Here is a 4,573-nt window from a genome sequence, read left to right as displayed (position 1 = left end):
AGCACGGCACCCACGGTGTCGATCTTCACGCTCGGGTCGCCGCGGTCGGCGCGCAGCCAGAAGCTCAGGATGAACACGGTGACCGCGAGCGCGAGCACGATGAGGAAGATGGGCCGCCACCCGATGGCTGTGCCGAGCGCGCCGCCGATGAAGAACGCGCTCACGCCCGAAATCGCACGAGCCGAGCCAAGCGACCCGATGGCCTGGGCCTGCTGCTCGCCGCGGTAGTTCTCCGCGATCAGGGCGACCAGCGCCGGCACGATCACCGCAGCCGAGGCACCGGCGACCGCCTGTCCGGCGATGGCCCACCCGACGTTGGGCGACAGGAACATCATGATCGCGGATCCCGCGAACATCGCCACGACCACCCGGAAGATGACCAGCCAGCCGATGCGTTGGCCGAGCTTTGCACCCACCATGACCAGACCGGCGACGGCGAGGCCGTAGACGACGATCGTGCTGCTGGCGACGGTGGGGGCGACGTCGAAGTCCTCGACGATGCCTCCGAGCGACACTGGCAGCGCGGATACGTTGAAGGACATGAGTACCTGCGCGCAGAACAGGCCGATCATGGGCGTCCACGACGCGCGGACGACAGCGTCGGCTTCCTGCGATGGCCTAGTCGCGCTCATGTCCAACTCCTCTTCACTGTGCTGCCGACGTCGTGTGCGGCAAACATGTTGAGACCCAGGGTGCGAGATAGGTAGGCCACCGCTCGCTGACCCCGGACGCTGTTGCCAGCACGGTCCAGCCTCGGTGAGTAGGCGCCGACGGCGCCCTTGCCCGGCGCCACCGCGACGATGCCCCCCGACACGCCAGACTTCGCCGGTAGGCCTATCTCGAACAGCCACTCGCCTGACCGCTCGTACATGCCGGCCGATGCCATGATGGCGAGCACATCGCGGCACACCTGTTCGGAGACCACACGCTCGCGCGTCACCGGGTTGACGCCCCCGTCCGCGAGGGTCGCGCCCATCACCGCGAGATCGTGAGCGTCCACGACGAGTGAGCACTGCCTGGTGTAGACGTCGACGGCCTCGAGCGGGTCCTCCTCCATACGGCCGTAGCTCTCGAGAAGTCGCGCGAGTGCTTGGTTGCGCTGGTTGGTAGCTGCTTCAGAGTGATAGACGGACGCGTCGAGCTCCAGTGGATGCCCAGCGAATGCTGACAGCCCGCGGCGGATGATCTCCCACCGCTCGGTCGCAGATCCAGCCGGCACCATGGCGGTGGTGGCGATGGCGCCGGCATTCACCATGGGGTTCATGGGGTGGCCGTCGTTGAGCTCGACCGCCATGACCGAGTTGAACGGCAGGCCGGTGTTGTTCACCCCCACGGCTTCTCGGACGGCGTAGTGGCCGCGCGTCTCACACACCAGCGCGTAGACGAACGCCTTCGAGATCGACTGGATCGAGAACGCCGCGTCGGCGTCGCCTACGGCGTAGTGGTCACCATCCGTGCCGACGACGCTGATGCCGAAGAGACGTGGGTCCGCATCGGCGAGCTCCGGGATATACGTGGCCACCTCGCCGTCGTCCAGACCGATGGTGCGCGCGTGTGCCTCGTCGATCACGCCCGTGACGTCGTCGCGCTCCGGCATCGCGCCCGTGTGAACGAGCTGCGCGACCTCGTCGACGCCCAAGTCTCCTAACGGTTCCATCGTCGCCCGCCCTCCGCCGCATCGGCCCTGACCGAGCTGTGTGGTGGCGTCACCCGCGCTCCCCGCGCCACTCCCGGTCGTCCTCGTCCCACGCGTCGGTGCGCTCCTGCGCGGTCTCGAGCGCGCGAGCGGCGGCCTCGTACGAGTCGTAGGGACCCATGAGGTTCTCCCACGAGCTCTGACGCCCCTGCTCGACCATGCGCGTGCGCGTATTGAAGAAGTACTCGACCTTGGGGACCCCGTCGGGTGACATCAGCATCGCCTCCATGAATAGACTGCCAGGCATGAGTGCGGTCCGCGAGAGCATCACCAAGGGCGTCGTCTCACCGTGGCGAGACGTGCCCGCCTCGATCGCCCGTCCCGAGTACGTGGGACGCAAGCGGGCGGCGGCGTGGAGCGGCGGAGACATCCACAGCGACGAGCTCGTCGAGCGCATCCGGTCCTCCGCGACAATCGCCGCGCAGGCGCTCGCGGAGGTCGGCCGCCACGTGAAGCCCGGCGTCACCACGGACGAGCTCGACCGCATCGGCCACGAGTTTGTCCTGGACCACGGCGCGTACCCCTCGACGCTCGGCTACCCGGGCGCGGCGGGCCGCCCGCCGTTCCCCAAGGCCCTGTGCACCTCCGTCAACGAGGTCATCTGCCACGGGATCCCGGACTCGACCGTGGTGCGCGAGGGCGACATCGTGAAGGTCGACATCACGGCCTTCAAGGACGGCGCGCACGGCGACAACTGCGGATCGTTCATCGCGGGTGAGGGCTCGGACCAGGCGAAGGCGCTGGTCGAGGTCACGCACGAGGCGATGATGCGCGGCATCAAGGCCGCCCGGCCCGGACGCGAGGTCAACGTGATCGGCCGCGTGATCGAGAAGTACGCGGCCCGCCACGGCTTCGAGTCGGTCCGCAGCTACACCGGACACGGCGTGGGACCCGCGTTCCACACGGGCCTCGTGATTCCTCACTACGACGCGGCGCCGCACCACGCGGACGTCATCGAGCCCGGCATGGTCTTCACCGTGGAGCCGATGCTGTGCGCGGGCTCCGAGGACAACCACGAATGGGACGACGGCTGGACGGTCGTCACCAACGACGGATCGTGGGTCGCGCAGTTCGAGCACACGATCCTCATCACCGACGATGGCCCGGAGGTCCTGACGCTGCCATGAGCAAGAACACCGCGGTCGGAGTCGACATCGGAGGATCGGGCATCAAGGCCGCGCCCGTGAACCTCAAGACCGGCGAGTTTCTCGAGGAGCGCTACCGGATCCCCACCCCGGATCCCTCGACTCCGGACGCCGTCGCGCGGACCGTCGCGAAGTGCATCGCGCGCTTCTCCCCCGGCCGCAAGACCGCGATCGGCGTGGCGTTTCCCGGCGTGGTCCAGCACGGCGTGGTCAAGACCGCCGCCAACGTGGACGACGCGTGGATCGGCACCAACATGCGCGAGCTGATCCGTGACTACGCGGGCCACGACGTGTACGTGATGAACGACGCGGACGCCGCCGGCTACGGCGAGTACAAGTACGGCGCCGCACACGCGCGCGACGGCGTGATCCTCATGACGACCCTCGGCACGGGGATCGGCACCGCGATGATCGTCGACGGGCAGCTGGTTCCGAACCTCGAGATGGGCCACATCGAGATCGACGGCCAGGATGCGGAGATCGCGGCCGCGGAGTCGGCGCGCGACCGGCTCGGACTCGACTGGGACGGCTGGATCAAGAACCTGCAGCGCTACTACTCCGAGATGGAGAAGCTGCTGTGGCCGGACCTCATCATCGGGGGCGGCGGCGTCTCGAAGTCCCACCACATGTTCCTGCCGCACCTCACTCTGCGCGCACCGATCATCCCCGCGGAGCTGCTCAACGGCGCGGGCATCGTGGGCGCTGCCGCGTGGGCGGCCTCCGAGCACAAGAAGGCGGAGAAGGCCCGCAAGGACGGCGAGAAGAAGGCCGCGCGCACCACCCAGGGCGACTGAGCTGGCGCGGCCGGGTCTGCCGGCCGCGGCTAGGCCTGCTGGAACTCGAGCAGGTTGCCGAACACGTCCCGCGTGTGGAAGCGGCGGATGCCCGGCAGCGAGCCGTCGGAGCGCTCGCACGTGTGGCCCGCCTGCGTGAGCGCGGACTCCACCGCCTTGAGGTCCTCGACGACGATCGCCGGATGCCCGGTCCTCACCGGAACGAACTCCGGGTCCACTCCCAGGTGCAGCACCACGTCGCCGGCCTCGAACCAGCAGCCCTCGGGGTGGCGGATCGTGTCGGGGCGCGGGACCTCGACCATCCCCAGCACGCCGCCGTAGAAGCTCCGCGCGTCCGCCTCCCCGCCCACGGGAATGGTGAGCAGGACGTGGTCGATGCCGGTGAACTCGGTCACGGTGCCGGAGATGCGCCTGTCCTTGCGACGCACGCCGGTATGGACCATCTCCGGATCGACGATCGTCAGCCTGAAGACCGGCGGTCCGAGGCAGTACAGCGCGACGAACAGGAACCAGCCGCCCTCGACCAGCAGCCGCGACTCCGTCAGCGCCTGGAGCGTCAGGAACACCGTCAAGAGCACCCACCCCAGCGGCATGAAGGTGTCGCCCGGTCCGGCACGCTCGACGAGTCGCCACGTCGAACCGAAGAGCAGCACGACCATGGCCAGCAGCAGCACCAGGCCGATCAGCCCGAGCTGCAGCCACACGTCGAGGAATGCGTTGTGCGCGTGCGTGGGTCGCACCCACTCGACCTCGGTACCGATCTCCGAGTAAGGATGCGACCAGATGGGCCAGTAGCCCACGAAGCCCCATCCCTCGGGCCTCGCCTGCGCGTAGTCGACGACGTCCTGCCAGATCAGGGTGCGGCTGGTGATGTCGGAGTCACGGCCGAGCAGCGAGAAGATCTCCGCCCGGTACTTGAGCGTCAGGACTCCTGCCAC

6 protein-coding genes are annotated in these 4,573 nt (G+C 68.5%); 2 read left to right on the top strand and 4 right to left on the bottom strand.

The window, feature by feature from the left end:
• From QZ483_RS12810 to QZ483_RS12800, 3 genes are all read right to left on the bottom strand, one after another.
• Window positions 1–632: MFS transporter (locus tag QZ483_RS12810; protein WP_297084609.1), on the bottom strand; the 632-nt coding region annotated here is incomplete at its 3' end.
• On the bottom strand, window positions 629–1,657 hold the full coding sequence (glsA, locus tag QZ483_RS12805; RefSeq protein WP_297084607.1) for a glutaminase A: 1,029 nt from the start codon (window positions 1,655–1,657) through the stop codon (window positions 629–631). The genes glsA and QZ483_RS12810, both read right to left, overlap by 4 nt.
• Before the next feature lie 49 nt (window positions 1,658–1,706).
• Window positions 1,707–1,916, bottom strand: coding sequence for an SPOR domain-containing protein (locus tag QZ483_RS12800; RefSeq protein ID WP_367117114.1), 210 nt, complete (start codon window positions 1,914–1,916; stop codon window positions 1,707–1,709).
• Window positions 1,917–1,941: 25 nt separating this feature from the next.
• On the opposite strand from QZ483_RS12800, the gene map reads away from it, so the two are divergent.
• Both map and ppgK read left to right on the top strand, forming a co-directional pair.
• On the top strand, window positions 1,942–2,823 hold the full coding sequence (gene map, locus QZ483_RS12795) for a type I methionyl aminopeptidase (RefSeq protein ID WP_297084606.1): 882 nt from the start codon (window positions 1,942–1,944) through the stop codon (window positions 2,821–2,823).
• Complete coding sequence (ppgK, locus tag QZ483_RS12790) at window positions 2,820–3,635, top strand: polyphosphate--glucose phosphotransferase (RefSeq protein ID WP_297084604.1); 816 nt, start codon at window positions 2,820–2,822, stop codon at window positions 3,633–3,635. The genes map and ppgK overlap by 4 nt, the downstream gene beginning before the upstream one ends.
• A 29-nt stretch (window positions 3,636–3,664) precedes the next feature.
• Here ppgK and QZ483_RS12785 read toward each other — a convergent pair.
• On the bottom strand, window positions 3,665–4,573 hold a 909-nt coding region (locus QZ483_RS12785; RefSeq protein ID WP_297084602.1), incomplete at its 5' end, for an O-antigen ligase family protein.

This window comes from uncultured Demequina sp., from assembly GCF_913055775.1.
Classification (GTDB): domain Bacteria; phylum Actinomycetota; class Actinomycetes; order Actinomycetales; family Demequinaceae; genus Demequina.
This window is presented reverse-complemented; position numbering and strand designations above follow the sequence as displayed.